The sequence below is a fragment of the Streptomyces sp. NBC_00989 genome (assembly GCF_045162655.1).
GTDB lineage: Bacteria > Actinomycetota > Actinomycetes > Streptomycetales > Streptomycetaceae > Streptomyces.
Window position 1 is genome coordinate 1,593,245 of the sequence record NZ_CP108728.1, and the last position, 25,377, is coordinate 1,618,621.

General features: G+C 70.8%; 21 protein-coding genes. 7 read left to right on the plus strand and 14 right to left on the minus strand.

The window, feature by feature from the left end; all coding sequences use genetic code 11:
- Positions 1-27: 27 nt before the first annotated feature.
- Positions 28-1,023, plus strand: coding sequence for an LLM class flavin-dependent oxidoreductase (locus tag OG714_RS07235; protein ID WP_406119388.1), 996 nt, complete (start codon positions 28-30; stop codon positions 1,021-1,023).
- Here the strand turns inward: OG714_RS07235 and OG714_RS07240 are convergent.
- Entirely contained in the window at positions 1,013-2,035 is a 1,023-nt protein-coding gene (locus OG714_RS07240; RefSeq protein ID WP_406119390.1) for an alcohol dehydrogenase, read from the minus strand. The two genes, OG714_RS07235 and OG714_RS07240, sit on opposite strands and share 11 nt — an antisense overlap.
- A 34-nt stretch (positions 2,036-2,069) precedes the next feature.
- Positions 2,070-4,541 carry an ATP-dependent Clp protease ATP-binding subunit gene (locus OG714_RS07245; RefSeq protein ID WP_406119392.1) on the minus strand — a complete coding sequence of 824 codons (2,472 nt, stop codon included), beginning with the start codon at positions 4,539-4,541 and terminating at the stop codon, positions 2,070-2,072.
- 139 nt (positions 4,542-4,680) lie between these two features.
- Here OG714_RS07245 and OG714_RS07250 point away from each other — a divergent pair, with 139 nt between their 5' ends.
- Complete coding sequence (locus tag OG714_RS07250; RefSeq protein WP_406119393.1) at positions 4,681-7,035, plus strand: ATP-binding cassette domain-containing protein; 2,355 nt, start codon at positions 4,681-4,683, stop codon at positions 7,033-7,035.
- A 90-nt stretch (positions 7,036-7,125) separates the two neighbouring features.
- Here OG714_RS07250 and OG714_RS07255 read toward each other — a convergent pair whose 3' ends face one another.
- From OG714_RS07255 to OG714_RS07280, 6 genes are all read right to left on the minus strand, one after another.
- Complete coding sequence (locus OG714_RS07255; RefSeq protein ID WP_406119395.1) at positions 7,126-8,256, minus strand: alanine--tRNA ligase-related protein; 1,131 nt, start codon at positions 8,254-8,256, stop codon at positions 7,126-7,128.
- Between the two features lie 128 nt (positions 8,257-8,384).
- Positions 8,385-9,317: a lysophospholipid acyltransferase family protein gene (locus OG714_RS07260; RefSeq protein ID WP_406119396.1), complete on the minus strand. Its 933-nt coding sequence runs from the start codon at positions 9,315-9,317 to the stop codon at positions 8,385-8,387.
- Complete coding sequence (locus tag OG714_RS07265; RefSeq protein WP_406119397.1) at positions 9,317-10,090, minus strand: GNAT family N-acetyltransferase; 774 nt, start codon at positions 10,088-10,090, stop codon at positions 9,317-9,319. Before OG714_RS07265 ends, OG714_RS07260 begins: the two co-directional genes overlap by 1 nt.
- Positions 10,091-10,304: 214 nt before the next feature.
- Entirely contained in the window at positions 10,305-11,054 is a 750-nt protein-coding gene (locus OG714_RS07270) for a succinate dehydrogenase/fumarate reductase iron-sulfur subunit (protein ID WP_406119399.1), read from the minus strand.
- Positions 11,051-13,003, minus strand: a complete 1,953-nt coding sequence (locus tag OG714_RS07275; RefSeq protein ID WP_406119400.1) for a fumarate reductase/succinate dehydrogenase flavoprotein subunit — start codon at positions 13,001-13,003, stop codon at positions 11,051-11,053. The genes OG714_RS07270 and OG714_RS07275 overlap by 4 nt, the downstream gene beginning before the upstream one ends.
- Position 13,004: 1 nt before the next feature.
- Positions 13,005-13,676, minus strand: a complete 672-nt coding sequence (locus OG714_RS07280; protein WP_399003825.1) for a succinate dehydrogenase — start codon at positions 13,674-13,676, stop codon at positions 13,005-13,007.
- Positions 13,677-13,796: 120 nt separating this feature from the next.
- Between OG714_RS07280 and OG714_RS07285 the strand changes: the two genes are divergently transcribed.
- A complete protein-coding gene (locus OG714_RS07285) occupies positions 13,797-14,678 on the plus strand; it encodes a LysR family transcriptional regulator (protein ID WP_043672571.1) in 882 nt (293 codons plus the stop codon).
- Positions 14,679-15,262: 584 nt separating this feature from the next.
- Here OG714_RS07285 and OG714_RS07290 read toward each other — a convergent pair.
- The 4 genes from OG714_RS07290 to OG714_RS07305 all read right to left on the minus strand — a co-directional run bounded on the left by OG714_RS07290 (position 15,263) and on the right by OG714_RS07305 (position 20,422).
- On the minus strand, positions 15,263-16,042 hold the full coding sequence (locus tag OG714_RS07290; protein ID WP_406119401.1) for an SDR family NAD(P)-dependent oxidoreductase: 780 nt from the start codon (positions 16,040-16,042) through the stop codon (positions 15,263-15,265).
- A gap of 134 nt (positions 16,043-16,176) precedes the next feature.
- The gene (locus OG714_RS07295; RefSeq protein WP_406119403.1) at positions 16,177-18,312 is read right to left on the minus strand and encodes a putative bifunctional diguanylate cyclase/phosphodiesterase; all 2,136 of its coding nucleotides are present in this window, start codon (positions 18,310-18,312) and stop codon (positions 16,177-16,179) included.
- Entirely contained in the window at positions 18,309-19,121 is an 813-nt protein-coding gene (locus OG714_RS07300) for an SAM-dependent methyltransferase (RefSeq protein ID WP_406119405.1), read from the minus strand. Before OG714_RS07300 ends, OG714_RS07295 begins: the two co-directional genes overlap by 4 nt.
- A gap of 341 nt (positions 19,122-19,462) precedes the next feature.
- Positions 19,463-20,422: an SCO0930 family lipoprotein gene (locus tag OG714_RS07305; RefSeq protein ID WP_406119407.1), complete on the minus strand. Its 960-nt coding sequence runs from the start codon at positions 20,420-20,422 to the stop codon at positions 19,463-19,465.
- 271 nt (positions 20,423-20,693) lie between these two features.
- Between OG714_RS07305 and OG714_RS07310 the strand changes: the two genes are divergently transcribed.
- The 3 genes from OG714_RS07310 to OG714_RS07320 all read left to right on the plus strand — a co-directional run bounded on the left by OG714_RS07310 (position 20,694) and on the right by OG714_RS07320 (position 22,857).
- Positions 20,694-21,305 carry a hypothetical protein gene (locus tag OG714_RS07310; RefSeq protein ID WP_406119408.1) on the plus strand — a complete coding sequence of 204 codons (612 nt, stop codon included), beginning with the start codon at positions 20,694-20,696 and terminating at the stop codon, positions 21,303-21,305.
- Between the two features lie 46 nt (positions 21,306-21,351).
- A complete protein-coding gene (locus OG714_RS07315) occupies positions 21,352-22,086 on the plus strand; it encodes a DUF4239 domain-containing protein (RefSeq protein WP_406131746.1) in 735 nt (244 codons plus the stop codon).
- Positions 22,087-22,308: 222 nt separating this feature from the next.
- Positions 22,309-22,857, plus strand: coding sequence for a hypothetical protein (locus OG714_RS07320; protein ID WP_406119409.1), 549 nt, complete (start codon positions 22,309-22,311; stop codon positions 22,855-22,857).
- A gap of 94 nt (positions 22,858-22,951) precedes the next feature.
- On the opposite strand, the gene OG714_RS07325 is transcribed toward OG714_RS07320, so the two are convergent.
- Complete coding sequence (locus OG714_RS07325; RefSeq protein ID WP_393756116.1) at positions 22,952-23,458, minus strand: hypothetical protein; 507 nt, start codon at positions 23,456-23,458, stop codon at positions 22,952-22,954.
- Between the two features lie 332 nt (positions 23,459-23,790).
- Between OG714_RS07325 and OG714_RS07330 the strand changes: the two genes are divergently transcribed.
- A complete protein-coding gene (locus tag OG714_RS07330; protein ID WP_019057591.1) occupies positions 23,791-24,462 on the plus strand; it encodes a class F sortase in 672 nt (223 codons plus the stop codon).
- A gap of 30 nt (positions 24,463-24,492) precedes the next feature.
- Here the strand turns inward: OG714_RS07330 and OG714_RS07335 are convergent, their stop codons facing one another.
- Positions 24,493-25,335, minus strand: a complete 843-nt coding sequence (locus tag OG714_RS07335; protein WP_406119410.1) for a polysaccharide deacetylase family protein — start codon at positions 25,333-25,335, stop codon at positions 24,493-24,495.
- Positions 25,336-25,377 lie beyond the last annotated feature (42 nt).

Below are 25,377 nucleotides of genomic sequence, written 5' to 3' on the forward strand. Positions count from 1 at the left end.
CGGGGCCTCCCGGGCGTTGAAGTGAACGTGAGTTCCGTGATCGCCTCGACCCCGTTCTCCGTCCTCGACCGGTCCCGCACCCGCGAGGGGCACCCGCCCGCCGAGGCGCTGCGCGACACCGTGCGGCTGGCGCGGGAGGCCGAGGAGCTGGGCTATCACCGGTTCTGGGTGTCGGAGCACCACGGCGTGCCCGGGGTCGCCGGTTCCGCGCCGACCGTGCTGGCCGCCGCCGTCGCCTCGGCCACCCGGAGCATCCGGGTCGGGACGGGCGGGGTGATGCTGCCCAATCACCAACCCCTGGTCGTGGCCGAGCAGTTCGGGGTCCTGGAGTCGCTGTTCCCGGGCCGGATCGACATGGGACTCGGCCGCTCGGTGGGCTTCACCGACGGTGTGCGCAGGGCGCTGGGCCGCGACAAGGACGACGCCGACGACTTCGCCGGACAACTCGACGAACTCCTCGACTGGTTCCGGGGCACGTCACCCACCGGCGCGCACGCACGGCCCTCGGAGGGTCTGAGCGTGCCGCCGTTCGTGCTCGCGATGGGCGAGGGCGCCGACATCGCGGCCAGCGCGGGTCTGCCGATGGTGATCGGGGACCTCCGCAACCGGGAGAAGATGCGGCGCGGCATCGACCACTACCGCGCCCGTTTCCGGCCGTCTCCCTGGGCCGCGAACCCGTACGTCGTCATCTCGGGCACGATCGCCGTGGCCGCCACCCCCGAGGCGGCCCGCCGGCTGCTCGTCCCGGAGGCCTGGTCGATGGCGTACTCGCGCACCCACGGCACCTTCCCGCCGCTGCCGCCCGCCGAGCGCGTGGAGCAACTTCCCATGTCCGACAAGGAGTTCGGGTTCTACGAGGCCGGGCTCACCGGACAGCTCGCGGGCACCGAGGAACAGGTGGCCCACGAGCTGGAGACGGTGCTGAAGGCGACGGCGGCCGACGAGGTCCTCGTCACCACCAGTACCTACGACCGTGAAGCCCTGCTGGACTCCTACCGGCGGCTCGCCTCCCTCATGGCGTGAGCACCATCCGGAAGCGCGCGGCGCCGGACAGCATCCGCTCGTAGGCCTCGCCCGCCTGGTCGAGGGGCACGGTCTCCACCATCGGGCGGATGTTGTGCAGGGCGCTGAAGGCCAGCGTGTCCTGCACGTCCTGCGCGGTACCGGACGGATGACCCCGAACGACCCTGCCGCTCATGAGGAGTTGGAGCGGGCTGATCCCCAACGGCGCGGTGTCCGCCCCGATGACGACCAGCTCGCCGCGGTGCCGCAGGCCCTCCACGGTCGCCGTGGCGGCGTCGGCGTTGCCCGCCGTGGCCAGCACGACCTTGGCGCCGCCGAGCGCCTTCAGCGCGTCCGCGACACCGGTGTCCGCCGTGCTGTCGACGTAGTGGTGCGCGCCCAACTGCTTGGCGAAGTCGGCCTTTTCGGGACCTCGGGCGATCGCCACGGTCTCGAATCCCATGGCGGCCGCGTACTGCACGCCCAGGTGTCCGAGGCCGCCGAGTCCGAGGACGGCGACCAGGTCGCCCGGGCCCGCGGAGCTGCGCCGCAGCCCGTTGAACGTGGTCACGCCCGCGCACCCCATGGGCGCGGCGGCGCTGGCCGACAGGCCGTCGGGGATCCGGGCGAGCGCGTCGACCGGCGCCACGGTCATCTCCGCGAAGCCGCCGTCGTAGGCCCAGCCGGGCACCTTCAGGTTCTCGCAGACGATGAAGTCGCCCTGCCTGCACGGGGTGCAGTGGCCGCAGCTGCCGCCGAACCAGCCGACGGCCACCCGGTCGCCGACCCGCCAGCCGCTGTCCGAGGCGCCTTCGCCGAGCGCGTCGATGTGCCCGGCGATCTCGTGCCCGGTGACGAGCGGGAACTGCACGCCCGGCACTCCGGCGTTCACGAAGAAGGTGTCGCTGTGGCAGATCCCGCAGGCTTCCACGGCGATCCGCACATGGCCCGGTCCCGGCTCCGGCACGTCCCGCTCGGCGATCGCGAACTCGCCGCCGGCCGCGCCCACTTGCGCGACTCGATAACTGCTCATACCTGTCTCCCAGAGGGGTGCGAATGCGGACCGGCTAGTGCGCGGCCGCCTGGCGTGCCCTGATCTCGATCGTGCCGTCGGTCGCGTCGACCAACGCCTGGTCGCCCGCGTCGAGTTCACCGGCGAGCAGCATGTCGGCGAGCCGGTCGTCGACCTCGCGCTGAATGGTGCGGCGCAACGGGCGGGCGCCGAAGTCGGGTTGATAGCCGAGGTTCGCGAGCAGGTCGGCCGCCGCGTCGCTGACCTCCAGGGTGACGTCCTGGGCGTGCAGCCTGCGCCGGGTGTGTTCCAGCAACAGGTCGACGATGTCGCGGAGTTGAGTGCGTTCCAGGCCGCGGAAGACGATGATCTCGTCGATGCGGTTGAGGAACTCGGGGCGGAAGTGCTGGTTCAGGACCGGCATCACCGTCTCGCGCACCTTGGCGTAGTCGTCGACGCCCGCCGCGAGGATGCGGTCGGCGCCGATGTTCGACGTCATGATGACGACGGTGTTCTTGAAGTCGACCGTGCGGCCCTGCGAGTCGGTGAGCCGCCCGTCGTCGAGGAGTTGCAGCAGCGTGTTGAAGACGTCGGGGTGTGCCTTCTCCACCTCGTCGAGCAGCAGCACGGCGTAGGGCTGCCTGCGGACGGCCTCGGTGAGCTGGCCGGCCTCGTCGTGGCCGACGTACCCGGGAGGGGCGCCGACCAGGCGGGAGACGGTGTGCCGCTCCTGGAACTCGCTCATGTCGAGGCGGATCATGCGGCTCTCGTCGCCGAAGAGGGCGGCGGCGAGCGCGCGGGCCAGTTCGGTCTTGCCGACGCCGGTGGGGCCGAGGAAGAGGAAGCTGCCGATGGGCCGGTTCGGGTCGCTCATCCCGGCGCGGGCACGGCGTACGGCGCGGGAGACGGCGGTGATGGCCTCGTCCTGGCCGACGACCCGCTCGTGGAGGTGCTCCTCCAGCTTCATCAGCCGGGCGCGTTCCTCCTCGGTGAGCTGGGCGACGGGGATGCCGGTGGTGCGGGAGACGACCTCGGCGATGTCCTCGGCGGTCACCTTGGGCACCTGTTCCTCGGTGGAGCCGCCCGCCTCCAGCTCGGCCTCGGTGTCCTTGATCCGGTCGCGGATCTCCTTGGCCCGCTCGTACTCCTCGTCGGCGACGGCCTGGTCCTTCTCCCGGTTCAGGGCGGCGAGCCGGTCCTCGACCTCCCGATCGTCGGAGAGCGGCGTCTTGGCGCGCAGCCGTACGCGTGCCGCGGCCTGGTCCATCAGGTCGATGGCCTTGTCGGGCAGGAAGCGGGCGGTGACGTACCGGTCGGAGAGTTCGGCCGCGGCGACAACCGCCTCGTCGGTGATACGGACCTGGTGGTGGGCCTCGTAGCGGTCGCGCAGGCCGCGCAGGATCTCGATGGTGTCGTCGACGGTCGGTTCGCCGATCAGGATGGGCGCGAAGCGGCGCTCCAGCGCGGAGTCCTTCTCGATGTACTTGCGGTACTCGTCGACGGTGGTGGCACCGATGAGGTGCAACTGCCCACGGGCCAGGGCGGGTTTGAGCATGTTCCCCGCGTCGAGGGCACCGTCGCCACCTCCCCCCGCGCCGACGACGGTGTGCAACTCGTCGAGGAACAGCACCAGTTCGTCACTGTGCTCGCTCACCTCGTCGAGGAGTTTCTTCAGCCGCTCCTCGAACTCGCCCCGGTACTTGGTGCCGGCGACCATCCCGGCCAGGTCCAGCGAGACGAGCCGCTTGCCCGTCAGGGTCTTCGGCACGTCACCGGCGACGATCCGCTGGGCGATGCCCTCGACGACGGCGGTCTTGCCGACGCCGGGGTCACCGATGAGGACGGGGTTGTTCTTGCTGCGCCGGGACAGCACCTCGATGGTCTGCTCGACCTCCTCGTCCCGCCCGATCACCGGGTCGAGCCGCCCGGCCCGGGCGTCCTCGGTGAGGTCACGCCCGTACTCGTCGACGGTGGGCGTGCTGCTGGGCTTCTTCCGCTCGGGCTCGGCGCCGGTGGGCACCCGGCCGCTCTCCCAGCCGTTGCCCGCGAGGGCCTGTCCGGCGGCCGACTCGGGGTTGGCGGCCAGGGCCCGCAGCAGATGCTCGGGGCCTATGTAGGAGGAGTCCTCGGCGCGGGAGATCTGGTACGCGTCGAGCAGGGCCCGCTTGGCGGCCGGGGTGAGCGTGGTGGGTTCGGTCTTCGGGCCGCCCTCGGCCCCGGCGGCGAGCCGCTCGCGGATCCGGTCGGGGTCCGCCCCCGCCTCGGCCAGCAGGCGCCGGGTCGACTCCTGCTCGGTGGCGGCGGCCAGCAGATGCCGGGCGTCGAGTTCCTCGCTGCCCTCGACGGCGGCGATGTCCCGGGCCTGGGCCACCAGCTCACGGGCCCGTTCGGAGAGCAGGCTGCCGATGTCGACGCGCTGCGCCCGGCGCGACGGCGCCGCCGGGCCCGAGCCGCCGAAATACCGGGACATCAGCTCGTCGAATTCCTCGAAGGGGCTGCGTCCGAAACCGAATCCGGGAGTGCTCATATGACCACGGGCCTTCTTCCGTGCGGCGACTGTGCGGCAACTGGCATCCGTGTCTTCCAACGTGTCACAGCGCGGACGCCCCCGCACCCCCGCAGGTCACCGGGCACCACACGGCGTGCTCGCATAGACTCGCCGGGTCATGCACAGCCCCGGCACGCCCCGCACCCCTCACGTCCCCGACTCCTACGTCCGTGTCCGCGGCGCCCGCGAGCACAACCTCCAGGGCGTCGACGTCGACATCCCGCGGGACGTGTTGACCGTGTTCACAGGCGTCTCCGGCTCCGGAAAGTCGTCCCTGGCGTTCGGCACGATCTACGCGGAGGCCCAGCGCCGCTACTTCGAGTCGGTGGCGCCGTACGCCCGCAGACTGATCCACCAGGTAGGAGCCCCGAAGGTCGGCGAGATCACCGGCCTCCCGCCCGCGGTCTCCCTCCAGCAACGCCGCTCGACCCCCACCTCCCGTTCCTCGGTAGGCACGGTCACCAACCTCTCGAACTCCCTCCGGATGCTGTTCTCCCGGGCCGGTGACTACCCGCCCGGCGCCGCACGCCTCGACTCCGACGCCTTCTCCCCCAACACGGCGGCGGGCGCATGCCCGGAATGCCACGGCCTCGGCCGGGTCCACCGCACGACCGAGGAATCCCTCGTCCCCGACCCCTCCCTGTCGATCCGCGAGGGCGCGATCGCCGCATGGCCGGGCGCCTGGCAGGGCAAGAACCTGCGCGACATCCTCGACACACTCGGCCACGACGTGGACGTGCCGTGGCGCGAACTCCCCGCCGAGCAGCGGAAGTGGATCCTCTTCACGGACGAACAACCGGTGGTGACCGTCCACCCGATCCGGGACGCGGACCGCATCCAACGCCCGTACCAGGGCACGTACATGAGCGCCCACCGCTACGTCATGAAGACCTTCGCGGACACGAAGAGCCCGACCCTACGGGCCAAGGCGGAACGCTTCCTGACCAGCACCCCCTGCCCGGTCTGCGGAGGCAGCAGACTGCGTGCCGAATCCCTGGCGGTGACCGTCGCGGGCCGTACGATCGCGGACCTGGCCGCGCTGCCACTGGTGGAACTGACAGACACGCTCAACGGAACGTCGGAGGCGGCCCGCGTCCTGACCGAGGACCTGGACTCCCGCATCGCCCCGATCCTCGAACTGGGCCTCGGCTACCTCAGCCTGGACCGCGCCACCCCCACCCTCTCGGCGGGAGAGCTCCAACGGCTGCGCCTGGCCACCCAGTTGAGGTCCGGCCTCTTCGGTGTCGTCTACGTCCTGGACGAACCGTCCGCCGGACTGCACCCCGCGGACACGAAGGCCCTGCTCACGGTGTTGGACCGGCTCAAGTCGGCGGGCAACTCGGTGTTCGTGGTGGAGCACCACCTGGACGTGATGCGCGGCGCCGACTGGCTGGTGGACGTGGGCCCGCAGGCCGGCGAGCACGGCGGACGGGTGCTGTACAGCGGACCGGTGGCCGGTCTGGCGGCGGTGGAGGAGTCGGCGACGGCCCGTTTCCTCTTCGACCACTCGCCCGCACCGGCCCGCGAAGTCCGTTCACCGCGAGGCGAGTTGAAGGTGGGCCCGGTGACCCGGCACAACCTGCGGGACGTGACAGCCGAGTTCCCCCTGGGCGCGTTCACGGCGGTCACCGGCGTCTCCGGCTCAGGCAAGTCCACGCTGATCGGCGAGATCACCGAGGAACTGCCGGGCGTGGGCAGGCTGGTGTCGGTCGATCAGAAACCGATCGGCCGCACCCCACGCTCGAACCTGGCGACGTACACCGGCCTCTTCGACGTTGTCCGCAAGGTCTTCGCGGCAACGGACGAAGCACGCCAACGGGGTTACGGCGTAGGCCAGTTCTCCTTCAACGTGGCCGGCGGCCGCTGCGAGACCTGTCAGGGCGAGGGCTTCGTGAGCGTCGAGCTGCTCTTCCTCCCGAGCACCTACGCGCCGTGCCCGGACTGCGGCGGGGCCCGCTACAACCCCGAGACGCTCCAAGTGACGTACCGGGGACGGAACATCGCGCAGGTCCTCGACCTGACGGTGGAGAGCGCGGCGGAGTTCTTCGCGGACACTCCGTCTGTCGCCCGCAGCCTGGCCGCGCTCCTGGACGTGGGCCTCGGCTACCTCCATCTGGGCCAGCCCGCCACCGAGTTGTCCGGCGGCGAGGCCCAACGCATCAAGCTGGCCACCGAGTTGCAGCGCGGCCGCCGCGGCCACACCCTCTACCTCCTCGACGAACCGACAACCGGCCTCCACCCGGCCGACGTCGAAGTCCTCCTCCGCCAACTCCACGGCCTGGTCGACGCCGGCCACACCGTCATCGTGGTCGAGCACGACATGGCCGTGGTGGCGGGCGCGGACTGGGTGATCGACTTGGGGCCGGGTGGAGGAGAGGAGGGGGGACGAATCGTGGCGGCAGGCCCGCCGGCAGAGGTGGCGGGGGCCAGCGGAAGCACCACGGCCCCCTACCTGGCAGACGCGCTGGGGTAGATGCCCTCTTCTTTTAGGGGCGCGGGGCGGTGTCCATTTGCGGCTCCGCCGCGGGGCGCGACCAGCCCCCACGCACCCGCAGCCAACCGACTACCTCAGAAGACCGGCAACCCACTCCCGGGGCAACCCGTAAGTGTCATGGAGGTAGCGGAAGTCCTCCTCGCTCAACGGCCCTCGAAACTCCGGCCGCGACAACACCCGCCGCCCCCGCTCAAGGAGTTGACCGAACCGCCGCTCCTCGTCCAGCAACACCTCCCGCACAGGGCCGGTACCGACAAGCTCTCCCGGCAGATCGCACAACGTACGCGAGTCGTCGTCCCGGCGCAGAACCGTGAGCAGCCGCCGAATCAACCGCCGCAGCACATATCCACGCCCGGTGTTGGAAGGCCGTACCCCCTCCCCCAGGACGACAACACTCGACCGGAGATGGTCACAGACCACCCGCACCGAGCGCTCGTCCAGATCCCACAACAGCGGAACCGTCCTCATCCACGGTTCGAACAGATCCGTCTCATAGACCGACCGCCGCCCCTGAAGGACGGACACGAGCCGCTCCAGCCCCATCCCCGTGTCGACGTTGACCTGCCGCAGCGGCACGAGCCCACCGTCCTCGCCACGTTCGTACCGCATGTGCACGTGGTTCCAGATCTCCACCCAGCGCGAGTCGGTGGTCGGGCTCCCCTCCGGCGGGCCGTCGCCGGTCCAGTAGAAGATCTCCGAGTCAGGGCCACAGGGACCCACGGGCCCGTTGGACCACCAGTTCTCGTCCCGCGTCGGCTCAACCGGCACACCCAACTCCCGCCAGGTGCCCAGCGATTCAAGGTCAGGACCAACCTGTTCATCGCCGCCGAAGACAGTGACGTACAACTTCTCGCGCGGGATACCGAAACCGTCCCGCAGCAGCTCGTACCCCCAACGCAGGCTCTGCGGATGGTCGTAGTCGCCCAACGACCACGAGCCCAGCATCTCGAACATGGTCAGATGCGTGAGGTCGCCGATCTCGTCGAGGTCGGTGGTGCGCAGACAGCGTTGGACGTTGACCAGGCGCCGCCCCTGTGGATGCGGGCGGCCCTGGAGGTACGGCGTGAGCGGGTGCATGCCGGACGTGGTGAAGAGGACCGGGTCCGAGGGCGGCGGCAGGAGCGTGCTGCCGGTGATCAGCTCGTGCCCGCGCTCGCGGTAGAAGTCGAGGAACGTACGGACGGTGTCGTCGGTGTTCATGGCGGTGAGTCCTTCGGGTCGGGTGGGGACCGGAAAGGAACCGCGGGGAAGCCTATGAACCCTGCGAAGGGGCTGGAAACGACACGTCCCGGCGGTCCGTTTCCGGCCGCCGGGAGAGGTCTGTGAGGTCAGGCGTCGGCAGCCGGCGAGCTGGTCGCTCGCGCGGTCGCGGTGCCGGTGTGCCTGATGATCCTCATGGACGCAACGCTAACAGGACGCCTCCGCGCCGTCCTGCGGATTTTCACCGGGGCCTGCGCCACCGACGTGCAGTGGTCCTGGTGCTGGGGCCGAGCCGTCACCCCGGCCTGTGCCGCGTGGGCGAGGGAGCGGCGGTCGGGGTGGCTGCCGGGCGCGATGGTCTCGCCCACCTCCACCTCGGCGACGAGTCCGCGCGTGGACACCACCCGCCACACCGACGTCAGCAGGGAGTCGCTGCCGACGAACGCGGGCGCGGTGCTGGCGGTGCCGTCCGTCAGGTAGTGCAGGCCGACCGGTTGGACGGGGACTCCGGCGTCCAGCGCGGCCTGGAAGACGGCCCGCCGGAAGTGTCCCTGGGCCCGGCCGCACCAGGTGCTGCCCTCGGGGAAGACCGCGACCGCTCCGCCGGCGCGCAGGGCGCCCGCGATGGACGCGACCGTCTCGGGCAGGGCGCGCAGCCGGTCGCGGTCGATGAACAGGGCGCCGCTGCCCGCGGTCAGTGTCCCGGCGACGGGCCAGTGCCGGATCTCGGCCTTGGCCAGCATGCGGGCGGGGCGTACGGCGGCCAGCAGCGGGATGTCCAGCCACGAGATGTGGTTGGCGACCAACAGCAGTCCGCCGGTAGGAGTGGTGGTGCCGGTGATGCGGAGCCGGATGCCGGCGGCCCGGACGATCGTCCGGCACCACCAGCGCACCGCGCCGGCGGGGATCCGCTTGCCGACGGGAGTGAGTGCGGCCCCGGCGGCCACCACGACCAGGACGGTCACGAAGCGCAGTACGGCGCGCGGTACGGCCGTGACGGACCCCTTCGACTCGATGCACGCCCTGGGGGTGCAGGGCGCGCTGGGCAGCCAGACGCTCATCACGCGGGGACGAGCGAGAGGAAGTGCCGCAGATAGCGCGGGTTGACCCGGCGCATCGACAGCAGCACGTACAGGTCGGCGACCCCGAAGTCCGGGTCGTGGGCGGGCTCGCCGCACACCCAGGCGCCGAGGCGGACGTATCCGCGCAGCAGCGGCGGGAGTTCGACGCGTCCGGTGGGGCGGGTCACGCCGTCGGCGCTCCAGGGCAGCAGCGGTCGTACCCGGAACTCCTCCGGGGCGAGGTGCTTGGCGCTGACCCGGTCCCAGGTGCCGGCGGCGAGGGCGCCGCCGTCGGCGAGCGGGACGGAGCAGCAGCCGGCGAGCCACTCGTGGCCGCGGTCGACCATGTAGCGGGCTATGCCTGCCCAGATGAGGCCGATGACCGCGCCGTCGCGGTGGTCGGGGTGGACGCAGGAGCGGCCGACCTCGACGAGGCCCGGGCGGATCGGGTCGAGGGGGGCGAGGTCGAACTCGCTCTCCGAGTAGAGCCGTCCGGCGACCGCGGCCCGCTCGGGCGGCAGCAGCCGGTAGGTGCCGACCACCTGCCCGGTGACCGTGTCGCGGACGAGGAGGTGGTCGCAGTAGGCGTCGAAGGCGTCGACGTCCAGGCCGGGCTGCGGGCTGGACAGGTGGGCGCCCATCTCCCCGGCGAAGACGTCGTGCCGCAGCCGCTGCGCGGCACGTACGTCGTCCTCGTCGCGGGCGAGCGTGACGGTGTAGCGGGTCGGCGCGGCGGGCTGCGAGGGACGGTCGAGCGTGGATACGCCGGTCATGGCTCTCTCCTGGTCACGGGCCGGGGGCGGCTCGGCGGCGAGCGGTGCCGCCGTACCTGTTGTGCCGACGCCGGCTGTCCGTGGTGTGACCCGCGAAGAGAGAGACGATGTGGGGTTGTTGAATGCCAGGGGTGCTTGGCGGAGCCGGGGTTGAGCACCACTCCGGCTCCGCCCGTCCGCACCCTGCCGGCGAACGTTCGGTGAGCTGGGACGTCTAGCGCTTGGCCACCTTGCGCGTCGCCCGCAGCCACTCCTTGTTCATCCCGGTGATGGACACCAGCGGGATGCCCTTCGGGCAGGCGGTGGCGCATTCGCCGGCGAGCGTGCAGCCGCCGAAGCCCTCCTCGTCCATCTGCGCGACCATGTCGAGGACGCGGGTCTCGCGCTCGGGGGCGCCCTGCGGGAGGACGTTGAGGTGGTTGACCTTGGCGGAGGTGAACAGCATCGCCGCCCCGTTCGGGCACGCGGCCACACACGCTCCGCAGCCGATGCACTCGGCGTGCTCGAAGGCGAAGTCGGCGTCCGGTTTGGGTACGGCGGTGGCGTGGGCTTCGGGGGCCGCGCCCGTCGGGGCCGTGATGTAGCCGCCGGCCTGGATGATGCGGTCGAAGGCCGAGCGGTCGACCACGAGGTCCTTGACGACCGGGAAGGCGGAGGCGCGCCACGGTTCGATGTCGATCGTGTCGCCGTCCTCGAAGGACCGCATGTGGAGTTGGCAGGTGGTGGTGCGCTCCGGGCCGTGCGCGTCTCCGTTGATCACGAGGCTGCACGCGCCGCAGATGCCCTCGCGGCAGTCGTGGTCGAAGGCGACGGGGTCCTCGCCCTTGAGGATGAGTTCCTCGTTGAGGGTGTCGAGCATCTCCAGGAACGACATGTCCGTGGAGATTCCGTCCACTTGGTAGGTGGACATGGCGCCTTCGGCGTCGGCGTTCTGCTGCCGCCAGACGCGCAGGGTGAGCTTCATGCGTAGCTCCGCTGGGTGGGGTGGACGTACTCGAAGACCAGGTCTTCCTTGTGCAGTACGGGAGATGAGCCGGTGCCGGTGAACTCCCAGGCGGCCGCGTAGCTGAACTCCTCGTCCCTGCGCTCCGCTTCGCCGTCCGGAGTCTGCGACTCCTCGCGGAAATGCCCGCCGCAGGACTCGGCACGGTTGAGCGCGTCGAGGCACATCAGCTCGGCGAGTTCGAGGTAGTCGACGATCCGGTTCGCCTTCTCCAGGGACTGGTTGAACTCCTCGCCGGTGCCCGGGACCTTGATCCGCCGCCAGAACTCCTCGCGGATCTGCGGGATGCGCTCCAGCGCCTTGCGCAGTCCGCTGTCGGTGCGGGCCATGCCGCAGAACTCCCACATGAGTTCGCCGAGTTCACGGTGGAAGGAGTCGGGGGTGCGGTCGCCGTCCACCGCGAGGAGGAGGTTGAGCCGGTCCTCGGTCTCCGCCAACACCTCCTGTACGGCCGGGTGTTGGACGTCGATCTCCTCGTGTCCGGGGTGCCGGGCGAGGTAGTCGTTGATGGTCGCCGGGAGCACGAAGTAGCCGTCGGCGAGACCCTGCATCAGCGCGGAGGCGCCGAGGCGGTTGGCCCCGTGGTCGGAGAAGTTGGCCTCGCCGACCGCGAACAGGCCCGGGATGGTGGTCTGGAGGTCGTAGTCGACCCAGAGGCCGCCCATCGTGTAGTGCACGGCGGGATAGATCCGCATCGGCACGGTGTACGGGTCCTCGGCGGTGATCCGGGCGTACATGTCGAAGAGGTTCCCGTACTTCTCCTCGACGGCCTTGCGCCCCAACCGCCCGATGGCGTCGGCGAAGTCGAGGTAGACGCCCTGCCCGCCGGGGCCGACCCCGCGCCCCTCGTCGCACACGTTCTTCGCGGCGCGGGAGGCGATGTCGCGGGGCACGAGGTTGCCGAAGGCCGGGTAGATGCGCTCCAGGTAATAGTCGCGCTCGTCCTCGGGGATCTCGTTCGGCGGGCGCTCGTCGCCCTTCGCCTTCGGCACCCAGATCCGGCCGTCGTTGCGCAACGACTCGCTCATCAGCGTGAGTTTGGACTGGTGGTCGCCGGTACGCGGGATGCAGGTCGGATGGATCTGCGTGAAGCAAGGGTTGGCGAACAAGGCTCCACGCCGGTGCGCCCGCCACACGGCGGTGGCGTTGGAGTTCATGGCGTTCGTCGACAGGTAGAAGACGTTGCCGTAGCCCCCGCTGGCGAGGACGACTGCGTCCGCGAAGTACGTGTCGATACGGCCGCTGATGAGGTCACGCGCCACGATCCCGCGCGCCTTCCCGTCGATGACGATCAGGTCGAGCATCTCGGTGCGCGGGTGCATCTCGATGTTCCCGGCGGCGATCTGCCGGGACAGTGCTTGATAGGCGCCGAGCAGGAGTTGCTGCCCTGTCTGGCCGCGGGCGTAGAAGGTGCGGGAGACCTGGACACCGCCGAAGGAGCGGGTGTCGAGCAGGCCGCCGTACTCCCGCGCGAACGGCACGCCCTGCGCCACGCACTGGTCGATGATCTCCACCGAGATCTGCGCCAGGCGGTGGACGTTGGACTCCCGCGCCCTGAAGTCGCCGCCCTTGACGGTGTCGTAGAAGAGGCGGTGGACGGAGTCGCCGTCGTTGCGGTAGTTCTTCGCCGCGTTGATGCCGCCCTGGGCGGCGATCGAGTGGGCGCGGCGCGGGGAGTCCTGGTAGCAGAACTGGACGACGTGGTAGCCCTGTTCGGCGAGCGTGGCGCCCGCCGAGCCGCCGGCGAGGCCGGTGCCGACGACGATCACCGTGTGTTTGCGGCGGTTGGCGGGGTTGACGAGTTTGGCCTCGAAACGGCGGGTGTCCCAGCGCTCGTTGATCGGGCCGGTGGGGGCCTTGGCGTCGGTGACGGGGTCCCCGGTCGTGAAGTCGGCGTATTCAAGGGCCATTTCAGCTCACCACTCCGGTCATGACGCCCACGGGCACGGCGATGAAGCCGGCGGTGAGCAGCAGTGCGAGGACATTGGCGATGGTCTTCAGGGCGCGGTCACGGCTGCGGCTGCCCGCGCCGAGGGTCTGCGCGGCGCTCCAGAAGCCGTGCCGGACGTGCAGGCCGAGCGCGAGCATCGCGACGATGTAGATGGTGTCTCCGTACCAGGTGGAGAAGGTGTCCACGACGTTCTGGTACGGGTGGCCCTCCTGGAAGCCGCCGGAGTGCACGGTGCCGGTCGTCAGGTCGAGGATGTGCCAGACGATGAACAGGGCGAGGATGATCCCGCCCCAGCGCATGGTGCGCGTGGCGTAGCTCGCCCGGCGTTTCTTGTGCACGTACTTGCTGGGGCGCGCCTTGATGTCGCGGCGGCTGAGCTGGTACGCGGAGACGGCGTGGGCGATCACGGCGACGACGAGGACGATGCGGATCAGCCAGAGCGTCCACTCGTAGTGCATGAAGGGTTCGCCGACGGTGCGCAGCCAGTGGGCGTAGTGGTTGAACTCGCCCGCGCCGAAGAAGATCTTCAGGTTCCCGATCATGTGGACGACCAGGTACAGCAGCATGATCAGACCGCTGACGGCCATCACCGTCTTCTTGCCGACGGAGCTGTCCCACACCGTGCGCGCCATCGACGGCCGTCGGTCCGTCCGCGTTGCCAGAGCCATGTCCAGGGACGTTAGGCGCCCGATACCCGATCGGTCCAAGACATGGTCTGCCTGGTTTCCATAGCCTGTGGCTATCGTGGGTGTATGCAGTTCCAGCAGCTCCAGTACTTCGTGGCCGTCGCCGAGACCCGGCACTTCACCCGGGCCGCCGATCTGGTCCATGTCGCGCAGCCCTCGCTGTCCCAGCAGATCAAGGCGCTGGAGCGGGAGCTGGGTGCCGATCTGTTCCTGCGGGCGCGGGGCAACATCACGCTCACGGACGCGGGCGAGGCGCTGCTGCCGCTGGCCCGGCGCATCCTGGCGGACGCGGACACGGCCCGGCACGAGGTGCTCGAACTGGTCCAACTGCGCAGCGGCCGGATCCGGTTGGGCGCGACCCCGAGCCTGTGCACCGGCCTGCTGCCGGATGTGCTGCGCGCCTTCCACGACCGCTATCCCGGCATCCGGCTGCTGATCGAGGAGGGCGGTTCGCACGATCTCGTACGCGAACTCGCGCGCGGCGCGCTCGACTTGGCCCTGGTGGTGCTGCCGCTGCCCACGCCGTCACCGGCGTTGACCACGGTGGAGCTGCTGCGCGAGGACCTGGTGGTCGTGTCCTCACCGGAGGCGCCGGCGCCGGGCCGCGGCCGGACGGTGCGGATCTCCGACCTGGAAGGCGAGCGCCTGGTGATGTTCCGGCACGGCTACGACCTGCGCGAACTGACCGTCGCCGCCTGCCGCGCCGAGGGCTTCGAACCCGACTTCGCGGTGGAGGGCGGCGAGATGGACGCGGTCCTCGGCTTCGTCCGGGCGGGGCTCGGCGTGGCCGTAGTACCGCGCATGGTGGCGACGAAGTCGGGGCGGGGGCTGCGGGTGACCCCGCTGGCCCGGCCCGGACTGCACCGGACGATCGCACTCGCACATCGCAGCGATGTGGCTCCGCCTCGGGCAGCGAGGGAGTTGCAGCGGATGTTGCTGGAGCGGTGAGGTGGGCTGCGTGGGCTCGGCGGGGGCTGGTGCGGATGCCGGTTGCGGCGGAAGCGGTGGGCTGCGCGGACTCGGGAGGCGGTGGGCGCGGGTGTCGGTTGCGGCGGCTGGTGTGGAGGCGGTGAACCCCGTGATTTCGGCGGGGCCCTGATGCGCATGCCGCAGGAGCGCTGAGCCACAGCACCTCGCCCGGGCGATGTCGCTGACGCCCAGGGCAGCAGGTGCGGCGGGAGCAGCCATCTCGCGGGCGGCACCCGAGCGTCAGCGCGGACGCCGGATGCGGCGGCTGCGGAAGCGATGAACCCCGCGAACCCGGCCGGACCCCGATGCGCATGCCGCGGGACCGGTGAGCCGCAGTGCCGCACCCGAGGGCTGCGGCCGATGCCGATCGCGGCACGTGCGGCGGGAGCAGTCGGCCGCGCGGGCGCACCTGGACGTCGGGGGTGGCCGGTGTTGTGGGAGCGGTCGGCGGCGTGGTTCCACGCGGCGGCCGCCGCCCATGCCGATTGCCGCAGCCGCCGTAGGAGCAGCGGCAACTGGGCGCCGAAGTAAGGGAGTTCATCGGCCCCCGGCTGCCGGGCGGCTCACCAGGTCGGGATGAAGCCGCCGTCGATCACCAGGTCGCTGCCGGTGAGGTTGGCCGCGCGGTCGCCGGCGAGGAAGAGGACCACGTCGGCGATCTCGGCGGGCTGGGAGAAGCGGCCGGTGACGGTGGCGCCGGCGGCCTGGGCGGCGACCTCGGCCGGGGTGAGGCCGGTGGCGGCCGACACGGTCTCGGCCACGCCTCCGCCGCCGAGCCACAGCTCCGTCTCGACCGGGCCGGGGCTGACGGTGTTGACCCGGACGCCTTTCGGGCCGACCTCCTTGGACAGGGCCTTGGAGAAGGCGACCAGGGCGGCCTTGCCCGCGCTGTAGTCGATGACCAGCGGGTCGGGCAGCGTGGCGTTGACCGAGCCGATCGTGACCACGGAGCCGTGCCCGGCGGCCAGCATCAGCGGGAGGGCGGCGCGGGTGACGCGTACCGCCGTGAGGAGGTTCAGGTCGAGGGTGCGCTGCCAGTCCTCGTCGGTCACGGACAGGAAGCCGCCGGTGCGGGGCGGGGCCGTACCGACGTTGTTCACCAGGATGTCGACCCGCCCGCCGGCCGCCGCGATCAGCCGCTCGGCCGCGCCGCGCTCCGCGAGGTCGACCGGCACCCAGGTGACCGGGAACTCCTTGACGAGGGCGTCCAGTCCCTCGGTCGTGGTGCGCGACCCGGCGACGACGGTGGCCCCCGCCCCGGCCAGCGCCTTCACGACGGCGAGCCCGATGCCCTTGCTGGCGCCCGTGACCACGGCGGTGCGGCCTTGCAGTTCGGTGCTCATGGAGTCCGGCTCCTTCGCGATGAGGCCTGCTTCTCAGGACGGCGGCCCGCCGACCCGCCGTGCGTCCGCCTCGGGCCATCCTCGCGCAGCGGCCGCGAGGGCGCCGCGCGAGTCCGGAACCCGGGGTCGCCCACTCACCCCGTAGCGTCCACCAGGGCCAGGTCGTGCAGCCGGTCCGGCGGGCCGGGGCGGGCGTAGTACCAGCCCTGGGCGGTGTCGCAGCCCAGTATGCGGAGCTGTTCGGCCTGGGCGCCGGTCTCGACGCCCTCGACCGTCACCGTGAGGTTCAAGCTGTGGGCGAGGGAGACGATGCCCTCGACGATCTTGAGGTCGACGGGGTCGGCCGGGAACTGCTGCATGCTCTGCGTGAAGGAGCGGTCCAGCTTGAGGATGCTCACCGGCAGCCGGCGGAGGTTGGCGAGGTTGGAGTAGCCGGTGCCGAAGTCGTCGAGGGCGATGTCGACGCCCATCTCGGCGAGGCGCCGCAGCGGCTTCAGGAGGTCGTCGTCGGCGCCGATCAGCGCCGACTCCGTGACCTCCAGGCAGAGCGCGTCGGGTGCGACGCCGGTGCGCTCCAGGATGTCGACGGTGTCCTGGACCAGGCCGGGGTGGGTGAGCTGGCAGGGCGAGAGGTTGACGTTGATGCGCAGGGGGACGCCGTCGCCGTAGGTCTCGCGCCAGGCGCGGGCCTGGCGTACGGACTGTTCCAGGACCCAGCGGCCCAACGGGACGATCAGGCCGGTGTGTTCGGCGAGCGGGATGAAGCGGTCGGGGCCCAGCACGCCGTGCTGCGGGTGCAGCCAGCGGACGAGGGCCTCGGCGCCGCGCACGCTGCCGTCGCCGAGGTGGACCAGCGGCTGGTACTCGATGAAGAACTCGTTGCGGTCCAGGGCGGCGGGCAGGGCCGTTGTGAGGCCGTGGCGGGTGATCGCTCGGGCGTCGGCCTCGGGGTCGGCGAGTTCGAAGCGGTTGCCACCCGCGGACTTGGCGCGGTACATCGTGATGTCGGCACTGCGCAGCACCTCCGCGGGGCCTCGTTCGCCGGCCGGGCCCTCGACGATGCCGATGGAGCCGCGCACGGTGAGGTCACGGCCGTCGATGCTGACGGGGGTGATCAGGGCGTTCATGATGCGGCCCGCGAGTTCGTCGACCTCGCGCTCGGTGTCGGGTCCTGTGGTCAGCGCCACGAACTCGTCGCCGCCGAGCCGGGCGACCATCTCGCCGGGCGCGGTCGCGCACGACTGGAGCCGGTCGGCGACCTCGACGAGCAGCCGGTCGCCGGCCGCGTGGCCGAGGCTGTCGTTGATGGTCTTGAAGCCGTCGAGGTCGAGGTAGCACAGGCCGAACCGCTGGTTGTCGCCCGCGCCGAGCGCCTTCTCCAGGCGTTCGAAGAACAGGGTGCGGTTCGGGAGGCCGGTGAGGGCGTCGTGGGTCGCCTCGTAGCGCAGCCGCAGGTTGAGCAGCCGCCGCTCGGTGGTGTCCTCCATGAGGGCGAGCTGGTACTGCGGGTCGCCGTCGGCGTCGCGCAGCAGGGAGACCGTGAGGTTGGTCCACAGGACCGTTCCGTCAGGCCGGTAGAACGCCTTCTCGACGTGGTAGTGCTCGCGCTCGCCGCGGACGAGTTCGTCGTAGAGGGTCCAGGTCTGGGGCGCGTCGTCCGGGTGGGTCCACTCGCGGACGTTGCGGCCGCCCATGGTCTGTTCGGTGATGCCGAACATGCGCAGCAGCGCGCCGTTGACCTGGAGGATGTTGCCGTCGAGGTCGGCCATGCCGATACCTATGGCCGCGCCCTCGAAGACCGCGCGGAAGCGGGCCTCCGTCGCGTGCAGGGCCTGGGCGACGACGCCCTGGGCCTGGAGGGCGGCCACGGAGATGGCCTCCTGCTCGGCCAGCGTGCGCTCGCGGAGTTCCTGGGCGAAGCCGGCGGCCATGGCGTGCTGGAGGCGGGCCGAGCGGATCCGCAGGTCCTCCTGGGAGCCGTCGCCGCCGCAGTAGAGCACCAGGTAGGCGTCGACGCACTCCAGGGTGTGGGTGAGGGCGTCGGGGTCGGTGCAGTGGGCGGCGACGAGGGCGGCGCCGACCGCCTTGCCCTCCCCGGCCTCGAAGGTCCTGGCGCGCAGCGCCTCGCTCAACCGCCGCGCCAGCGGCAGGAGCAGCTCCTCGAACTCGGGCCGGGTCAGCGACGTCGAGGTCGCCGGGAACACCGCCCGGCTCCAGATGGTCGCGAACCTGCGCAGTCTGCCCTCCGGCCCGTCCGGCTCCGCGATCACGCCGTGCGTCCTACGCCGGCGAATCCGGAGAAGGAGTACGGATCCTCGTCCTCCAGCACCGTGTCCGGCCGCCACTCCGGCATCGGCACCAGTCCGGGTTCCACCATGTCGTACCCCTCGAAGAACCGCGCGATCTCCTCGCGCGAGCGCATGATCAGCGGATTGCGAATGTCCTTGTACACGTCCACCGCGCCCTCCGCCCGCTCCGGTGGCAACGGGATTCCCTCGTACGAGGCATGGGTGAGGATGAGCAGGCTGCCGGGGGCGAGTGCCTCGCGCAGCTGTGCCACCGCTCCGTACGGATCGTCCGTGTCTTCCACGAAGTGCAGTATGGCAACGAGAAGTAAGGCCACTGGCCGATTCACGTCGATGAGCCGCTGCACCTCGGCGCTCGCCAGGATCTCCTGGGGCTTGCGGAGGTCGGCCGCGACGACGTCCGCGGTCGCGTTGCCGGCCAGGACGGCCTGGCTGTGCGCGACCGCCACCGGGTCGTGGTCGACGTACATGACATGGGCGCCGGGGCTGGCCGCCTGGGCCACCTCGTGGACGTTTCCGAAGGTGGGAATTCCGGAGCCGATGTCGAGGAACTGGGTGATGCCCTCGGCGGCCGCGAATCGTACGGCGCGACGCATGAACGCGCGGTTCGCCTGCATGATCTTGGGAAGTCCCGGGAGGAACTCCATGGCCTTGCGGGCCGCTTCCCGGTCGACCTCGAAGTTGTGCGAACCGCCCAGGTAGTAGTCGTAGATACGCGAAACGCTCGGCACCGAGATGTCGATGCTCCGTGGTGCCCAGGCGGGACGCTCCATGTATCTCTCCAAGGCGTAGGCGATCCGGTGTTCGAGCTGAGGCTACTGATCGCCCGCCAAAGGGTCGAGCGGAAACGGAAATTGACCATCCGTTCCCGCTGATTGCCGGTGGCACGTGCCGAATTGCCGTGCGGGGACACGCGGAGAAGCGCGGAGAATGCCGGAATTGGCGCTCGGAATACGCCAAAGCGGCCCGCCCCCTCCGTGCGGTGCGGAGGGGGCGGACCTGGGGTCGCGCGCGCTGCTGTGCTGTTCGGCATGGTGGTCGCTTGCCCACGTCCCTCCCTTCCGCGTTTCGTTGCCGAGTGGGCGGGGGGCGATCAACCCTGGGGAGGTTCTCGCTACGCCGCGGGCGCGCCGACCGCTTTTCCTTCAGGGGAGACGGCGTACCAAGTGCCGCCCACGCCCTGACCGTTGGTCTGTCCGGCGGCCGTGTCACCGGAGAAGGTGTAGATCGGCCAGCAGTCGACGGTCATCTGCTTGGCGCCGTCGGACCGGGTGAAGCCCATGAGGCCCTTCTTCTCGACGCCCTTGGTGTCGTTCGCCGAGACGATGCCGACGGCCGGCCACTTCTCCGCGCAGGCACCGACGCAGTTCGAGACCGACTTCGGCCATGCCTTGTCCTTGAGGAAGCGGTAGACCGTGTGGCCGTTCTTGTCGACGACGATGTCGCCGAGCTTCGCGTCCTTCTTGACGGACAGACCGGGCAGGCTGGCGAGGGTCGCCTTCTTGCCGTCGGGGGCGAGCGCGTACCACTTGCCGCCCACGCCCTGGCCGTTGACGTCACCGGCGTTGACGTCCTTGGCGTAGCGGTAGGCGGGCCAGCCGCCGATGGTCAGCTGCTTGGTGCCGTCGGTGCGGGTCACCTCGCCGAGCAGGGACTTGTCGATACCGGCGCCGGCCGTGGCGTCGTCCGCGGGAACCGGCGGCCACGCGGTGGCGCAGTCGCCGTCGCAGTTGGACTTGGGGGGATTGGCCGTGTCGGCGTCGAAACGGTAGAGGGTGAGACCCGCACCGTCGCTCAACACCTTGCCGAGGTCGGGGTTGTTGGCAACGGTCAGCTGGCCCGCGGGCTCGGCGGCCGCGGCCTGCTGGCCGTCGGCGCCGTATCCGTTGCCGGCGCCGGTGCTGGCGCTCGCCGTGGCACCGATGCTTCCGTAACCTCCGGCCGCCGCCGTGGCACCGACGTTCTGTGCCGCAGAGGAAGGCGTGGTCACATTGTCCGAACCGCACGCCGCCGTCAACGCCATGACGGACACGGCCGTCGCCGCGAGTGAGGCGCTCCGCCAGGAGGTCTTCATCGTCAACTCCCCATAATCACCTGGATGTTGCAGCGCCCGTCTGTGCCGCCGCACGGTCCTAGATACGGGTGGGGACCACGGAAGTGTTCAACCACCGCACAAATTTCTTTCCGACCCCTGTGACACGGCGGCCCCGACTAGTACGCGCGTGCGTATCCGGCCGTGTCCGACGGTCCGTTCGTCAAACGGCCGTACCTCGCCTTCCACTCCTTCGGGGCATTCCTCTCGCGCCCCGGCGCGCCCCGGCCCGCGAGGCCTCATGATCTCGGTCGTGCATGGACCCGAACCGACCCGAACCGCCCTCGCCGCAAGGGTGTTGACCCTGGTGACGCTGACGTGGCTGCTGGCGGGCGCACCGGCGGGCCTGGCAGCGGCCGACGCCTGCGCGTACGCCTCCACGGGGCCCGGCGGCACGGAGGCGGTGGCGGTCGCCGGCGGCGACTGGCCGACTTCCCCGGCCTGCCCGACGCCGACCCCGCCGCCGCCCTGCCCCTCGCCGACGCCCACCCCGTCACCACCGAAGCCCACGCCGTCTCCCCCGCCGAAGGCCACCCCGACGCCGACACCCAAGCCGACGCCGAAGCCGCGGCCCACGCCGAAGCCCACCCCGCCAGCGCCGGCCCAGGCGCCCCGCCCGGCCCCCGCGGCTCCGCTGCCCCGGGTGATCCCGACACCCACACCCACTCCGACACCCACGCCGACGCCGACTCCGAAACCGTCGCCCAAGCCCACCCCGCATCCATCGGCGTCTCCGGTGAGTTATCCGAAGTACCACGCCCAGCCGCGTCCGCGGCCCGCCACCCACCGGACGCCGCCGGTCGTCTACGTCCTGCTCATCACCCTGCCCGCGGTGGTCGCCATCACCGCCCTGCGTCCGCGCTGATCCCCGGAGGAACCCCTTGTCGGAATGGCTTGTTCTCGTCATCGCGATGGTGGCGGCCTGTGCCGTGGTCGTCGTCATCACCTTCGTACGCGAGCGCACCGCGTCCGAGGACGAGGATCCCGGCGACACCCCGGACGTCATCGAGTACATGACGATGTGGATCGGCGTGGTGTACGCCATCGTCCTGGGCCTGGCGATCGCCGGTGTCTGGGAGGCCCGCAGCGCCGCCCAGGACCACGTACAGGCGGAGGCACAGGCGCTGCACGAGATCTCGGAGCGGGTCCGGGTCTATCCGCCTGCCGAACGCGACCGTGTCCGGGCCGACGTCGAGGCCTACGTCTCCCAGGTCGTCAACGTCGAGTGGAAGACGATGGCCGACCACGAGGAGCTCACCCAGCGCGGCACCGACCTCCTCCAGCGCATCCGCGCCGACGTCACCGACTACAAGCCGACGACGGACTTCCAGGCGCAGGCCTACCAGCCGCTCGTCGACCAGGTGGCTGCCGTGGACTCGGCACGCAACGCCCGTTCGGACTCCACGGGGGCGACGATGCCCTCGGTGGTGTGGTTCGGTCTGCTCGCCGGGGCCGTGATCACCATCGGGATGGTCTTCGCGCTGCAGATCCGGCGTACGACACGGGAGCTGATCCTCGCCGGACTGTTCTCGGCGCTGATCGCCTTCCTGCTGTTCCTGATCTGGGACTTCGACGCGCCGTACAGCCGCGGCATCACGGCGTCGGCGCAGCCGTTCCTGAACCTCTTCCCGGACATCAAGGGCTGACGGCCCCTCACCGGGACCGGCCGCCGGGGGACGTCCGCCACGCCGCGGGCGTCCCCCGGTCGCAGGAACGGTGTCCCCTGTGCGGCCCACACCGTTGCCCCATTCGCGCGACTGCGATCGCGGGAGCGCACACATGTTCCTAGCGTTTCGGTCATCGAGGTGCATTTACGGCGCAAGCGGAAAAGGTCCGCTGCTGCTCCTCGGGGACCCGGAGGAACCACCATGCGCGCGATACGCGTCGCTTCGGCCGCACTGCTGGGCATCAGCGCCCTCGCCCTGTCCGCGCCGGTCGCCGTCGCGAAGGGCGACGGCAACCACAACATCACGCCGTTCGGCTTCAGCGTCCTGCCCTCGACGATCGCGGCGGGCGGGCAGGTGACCCTGCGGCTCGACCGGGACCAGGGCGGCTGCAAGGGCTCCGCCACGGTCTCCTCCGGAGTCTTCGACACGGTCAGGATCTCGCCGGGGCAGTCCTCGGCCACGGCGATGGTCGACTGGGACGCGCGGCCGGGCGCGGTGTACCAGGTGACGTTCACGTGTGACGGCGTGAGCGGCTCCACGGGTCTGACCATCGCCTCCGGCCGCACGAACAACAACATCCAGCCGCTCCAGCCGGCCCAGCAGATTCCGCGAGGGGTCCACGCCGGCGAGGGCGGCAGCGTCGCCGGCTTCGACCTCAAGGAGCTCGGCATCGGCGCGGCCCTCATCGCGGGCTCGGTGGGAGCGGCGTACCACTTCTCCCGCCGCCGCACCGGAGAGGACGGCGCCTGACCTCGGCGCCACCTGCACAGGCCTTCGCCCCGGAACCCGCAAGGGTCCGGGGCGAAGGCCTGTCACATGCGCCTGAACTCCGAAGGGGAGGAGGTCAGATCCCGCGCTCGGTGCGGCGGCGCATCCAGAACACCCCGCCGCCCACGACGGCTGCGGCGACCAGGCCGCCGCCGATCGCCATGTCGGTCGGGGTCGCCCCGGCGCTGCTGCTGCCGCCGAGACCGCCGCGGACACCGCCGATGACGGTGTAGGCGGAATCACGGGTCAGCGAGGAGCCGTTGGAGCAACGGACCGTGATGCTGTACGAGCCCGGGGTGGCCGACCGGCTGATCCTGGCCGTTCCGCTGGACGTCGTACCGGAGCCGCCGAGCAGGGACAGGTTGGCGGGGCGTTCGAACCCCGGTGAGGTGGCGATGGCGTTGCCGCCGCTGAAGCAGCCGTCGACCGTGACGGTGAGCTGTCCACCGCGGGCGATCACGCTGGGCAGGGCGACGATGTTGCTGGGGCTGGCGCCCATGCCGTCCGCGACGGCCACCGGGGCGGCGAGCCCCAGGACGGCCACCGCGGCACCGGCGGCAGCCAGGGCACGAGTAGTACGCATGTCATCCTCCGCGGAAGGCGCCCCGGGACCCGTCCCCGGTCGATCGGCGAGAAAGCGCCTCCCAGACGCACCCTCAGATGCCTTGCGCGCGCCCGCATTTCGAGAATGGTCCGTCCTGGTGAGGGGACACGCCGGAGGAAAAGCGCACAATCGGATATTGCCGCAGGTCACGGACCGTCAGAAAATTCCTGCGAGCGTCAACTCGTATGGCGCACATAAGGATGTCCGGGCCACCCGTTCGCGCTTTCCCCGTCGCCGGTTCCGGCTTCGGGACTTAGCGTTCTCGTATGCGCGATTGACGTGGCGACGGCCGCGTCGAGAGGGGATGGCGAATGTCTGCGTCCGAGCTGTCCGAGCTTGCCGAAGAGGAGGAGCGGCAGAAGAAGCGCGCCCCGTGGGGAGTGATAGCGCTTGTTCTGCTGACCGGTCTCGCGCTCATTCGGAATGGTTCGGGGGAGTTCGACATCGGTCCGCCCCAGCCGGCCTCCGCCGCTGCCGCGGACGCCCGGACCGGCCACACCACGTTCGGCAAGGTCCCGGCCCCGCTGCCGTACTCCGTCGCCGACCGGGTGCGGATCCCTGCGATCCGGGTCGACGCCCCAGTCATGCCGGTGGGGCTGGACGCGGACGGCTGGGTCGGCGCTCCGCCGCCGGAGGACCCGAATCTGGCGGGCTGGTTCACCGGTGCCGTCTCCCCCGGCGAAAAGGGCACAGCGGTCGTCGTCGGCCACGTCGACAACAAAATGGGCCCCGCCGTGTTCTACGGACTCGGGGCCCTCAAGAAGGGAAATCGCGTCGAGGTCGCGCGCAAGGACGGAAAGACGGCCGTGTTCGAGATCTACGGCATCGAGGTCTTCGAGAAGAAGGACTTCCCCGGCGACCGCGTCTACGCGTCCAAGGGAACTCCGGAACTCCGCGTCATCACCTGCGGCGGCGGTTTCTCCAAGCAGAACGGCTACGACGGGAACGTCGTCGTCTTCGCCCGCCTGGTCGAGGTCCGCTGAGCGTTCCCCGGCCGGGCGGGCGAAGCCCCGTCAGGTGGTGGTGCGGCGGCGCGGCAGCGTCATGTGGTAGCCGGAGTCGAGCAGGTGCGGCAGGTATTCGCGCAGCGCCTTCACACTCTGGGTCCGGTCGCCCCCGGCGTCGTGCGAGAGCACCACGATGCCGGGGGCGGCGCCGTCCTCGACCGCGTCGACGATGTGGCGGACGCCGGGGGTGTCCCAGTCGAGGGTGTCGACCGTCCAGGCGAGGGGTTCCATGCCCAGGTCGGAGCCGAGCTGGAAGGCAGCCCGGTTCCAGGCGCCGTAGGGCGCGCGGAACCACTGCGGGCGTTCGCCGTAGGCGTCCTCGATGACGTCGCTGGTGCGTTCCATCTCCGAGCGGATCTGACCGCGGGTCATCTTGGTCAGCAGCGGGTGGGACCAGGTGTGGTTGCCGACGACGTGGCCCTCGTCGGACATCCGGGCGAGCAGGTCCCGGTTCCAGTCGGCCATCTCGCCGCACACGAAGAACGTGGCGCGGACGTCGTACTCGGCGAGGGTGTCCAGGATGTGCGGGGTGTAGCGGGGGTCGGGTCCGTCGTCGAACGTGAGCACCATGGTGTTGCCGCGTCCGGACATGCGCAGGAAGGGTTCGTGCCGCACCGGTACGTGGGCGGGGGCGCTGTGGGGTGCGCCGTATCCGGCCACGGGCTGGAGGCGGTAGGAGGAGGGCTTGCGTGTGAGGCGCGGTGGGGGTCCGGCGGCGGGGGCGGTGACCCGGGCGGGGGCGTCGTCCGAGAGTCCGGAGTACAGCAGACCGGCGGTGCCGGCCGCCCCGACGGCAGCGGCGCCGGCGAGCAGGGCCCGTCGGCGCGTGAGCAACTGATCCTTCTTCATGACTCATCAGTCGCCCGCGCGAGCCCCGGCGCCCCACGGCAA

What these genes read in the sequence shown, in the direction of transcription:
- OG714_RS07240 (WP_406119390.1), bottom strand. Translation starts at nt 2,035, where the DNA reads ATGAGCAGTTATCGAGTCGCGCAAGTGGGCGCGGCCGGCGGCGAGTTC.
- OG714_RS07245 (WP_406119392.1), bottom strand. Translation starts at nt 4,541, where the DNA reads ATGAGCACTCCCGGATTCGGTTTCGGACGCAGCCCCTTCGAGGAATTC.
- OG714_RS07250 (WP_406119393.1), top strand. Translation starts at nt 4,681, where the DNA reads ATGCACAGCCCCGGCACGCCCCGCACCCCTCACGTCCCCGACTCCTAC.
- OG714_RS07255 (WP_406119395.1), bottom strand. Translation starts at nt 8,256, where the DNA reads ATGAACACCGACGACACCGTCCGTACGTTCCTCGACTTCTACCGCGAG.
- OG714_RS07260 (WP_406119396.1), bottom strand. Translation starts at nt 9,317, where the DNA reads ATGAGCGTCTGGCTGCCCAGCGCGCCCTGCACCCCCAGGGCGTGCATC.
- OG714_RS07265 (WP_406119397.1), bottom strand. Translation starts at nt 10,090, where the DNA reads ATGACCGGCGTATCCACGCTCGACCGTCCCTCGCAGCCCGCCGCGCCG.
- OG714_RS07270 (WP_406119399.1), bottom strand. Translation starts at nt 11,054, where the DNA reads ATGAAGCTCACCCTGCGCGTCTGGCGGCAGCAGAACGCCGACGCCGAA.
- OG714_RS07275 (WP_406119400.1), bottom strand. Translation starts at nt 13,003, where the DNA reads ATGGCCCTTGAATACGCCGACTTCACGACCGGGGACCCCGTCACCGAC.
- OG714_RS07280 (WP_399003825.1), bottom strand. Translation starts at nt 13,676, where the DNA reads ATGGCGCGCACGGTGTGGGACAGCTCCGTCGGCAAGAAGACGGTGATG.
- OG714_RS07285 (WP_043672571.1), top strand. Translation starts at nt 13,797, where the DNA reads ATGCAGTTCCAGCAGCTCCAGTACTTCGTGGCCGTCGCCGAGACCCGG.
- OG714_RS07290 (WP_406119401.1), bottom strand. Translation starts at nt 16,042, where the DNA reads ATGAGCACCGAACTGCAAGGCCGCACCGCCGTGGTCACGGGCGCCAGC.
- OG714_RS07300 (WP_406119405.1), bottom strand. Translation starts at nt 19,121, where the DNA reads ATGGAGCGTCCCGCCTGGGCACCACGGAGCATCGACATCTCGGTGCCG.
- OG714_RS07305 (WP_406119407.1), bottom strand. Translation starts at nt 20,422, where the DNA reads ATGAAGACCTCCTGGCGGAGCGCCTCACTCGCGGCGACGGCCGTGTCC.
- OG714_RS07315 (WP_406131746.1), top strand. Translation starts at nt 21,352, where the DNA reads ATGGTGGCGGCCTGTGCCGTGGTCGTCGTCATCACCTTCGTACGCGAG.
- OG714_RS07320 (WP_406119409.1), top strand. Translation starts at nt 22,309, where the DNA reads ATGCGCGCGATACGCGTCGCTTCGGCCGCACTGCTGGGCATCAGCGCC.
- OG714_RS07325 (WP_393756116.1), bottom strand. Translation starts at nt 23,458, where the DNA reads ATGCGTACTACTCGTGCCCTGGCTGCCGCCGGTGCCGCGGTGGCCGTC.
- OG714_RS07330 (WP_019057591.1), top strand. Translation starts at nt 23,791, where the DNA reads ATGTCTGCGTCCGAGCTGTCCGAGCTTGCCGAAGAGGAGGAGCGGCAG.
- OG714_RS07335 (WP_406119410.1), bottom strand. Translation starts at nt 25,335, where the DNA reads ATGAAGAAGGATCAGTTGCTCACGCGCCGACGGGCCCTGCTCGCCGGC.